1 protein-coding gene is annotated in these 1,310 nt (G+C 63.6%); it reads left to right on the top strand.

Translation table 11 applies throughout. From position 1 onward, the window contains the following. The coding region (locus NW835_RS10645) for a ribonuclease catalytic domain-containing protein (protein WP_414415269.1) at window positions 1–1,310 on the top strand (1,310 nt) is incomplete at both ends.

Genomic DNA, 1,310 nt, shown 5'->3' with positions numbered 1-1,310 from the left:
GGGCCTGTGGAGCCGCCACGAGAACCTGGCTCTGCGCCTCACCGGGATCCCCACCCAGTTTCCCAAGGAGGTGGAGCGCTACACCCAAACTTTGCTGGGCGGCCCTCCTCCCTTCCTGGATCCCCATCTGCGCCGCGATCTCACCCATCTCCACACCTACACCATCGACGACGCCAGCACCCGCGATATCGACGATGCCCTCAGCGTCGAGTTTTGGTCGGATGAGGAGATCAAGCTCTGGATCCACATTGCCGATCCCAGTTGCTGGGTACAGTGGGGGGATCCTTTGGATCTGGAGGCCCGCCGGCGGGGCACCAGCGTCTATCTGCCCGAGCGGGTGATCCCGATGTTTCCACCGGAGCTGTCCACCGGCCTGATGAGCTTGGTGCAGGGGGAGGTGCGGCCTGCCCTCAGCTTCGGCATCCGGCTGGGATGCGACGGTGCCGTGCGAGACTACGAGATCTGCCTTAGCCAAATCCAGGTCAACTACCGCCTCACCTATGACGATGCCGACGAGATGCTGGAGTTGGGGGCAGAGGCACAACTGACGGCCATTGCCCGGGCCGCTCGCTGGCGCTACGCCTGGCGCCTGGCTCAAGGGGCCATCCAGATCGGCCTGCCGGAGCAAGATATCAAGGTCATGGACGAGATCCCCCACCTGCGTGTTATTGAGGATACGCCGGCGCGGCAGATGGTGGCGGAGATGATGGTGCTGGCCGGTGAGGTGGCTGCTCGCTTTGCTTGCCAAAACGGGATCCCGGTGCCCTATCGCCTGCAGCCGGCCCCTGAGCTCCCCCCGCCGGAGGTTTTGGATCTGTATCCCCAGGGGCCGGTGAGATCCTTTGCCATCATGCGCTGTCTATCGCGGGCAGAGGTGGCCACCCAACCGGGGCGACATACGGGGTTGGGTCTCGATGCCTACTGTCAGGTAACTTCCCCCATTCGCCGCTACCTGGATCTGGTGGCCCACTACCAGATCAAGGCCTTTTTGCGGGGGGATCCCTTGCCCTTGACCGAAGCCGAGGTGCAGCAGTTGTTGCTGGCCATCGAGCCAGGCACGGCAGAAGCGGTTCAAGTGGAGCGCAAATCCAAGCGCTACTGGAGCATCGAGTACCTGCGCCAGCGGCCGGGGCAGATTTGGCGGGCCTTGGTCTTGGGCTATCTGCGGGAGCAGGAAAACCTCGTCATGGCTCTGCTGGAGGAGATTGCCTTTCGGGTGCCGGTGCGCCTAGAACGCCAGGTTCCTCTGGCGGCTTGGATTGAACTGGAAGTCGTGCAGGCGGATCCCCGCGCGGATGTGATCGAGCTGC

This window comes from Synechococcus sp. OH2 (genome assembly GCF_047462155.1).
In the GTDB taxonomy this organism is placed as follows: domain Bacteria; phylum Cyanobacteriota; class Cyanobacteriia; order Thermostichales; family Thermostichaceae; genus Thermostichus.
Note: the sequence above shows the minus strand (reverse complement) of the source record. Positions and strands in the feature narration are given on the sequence as shown.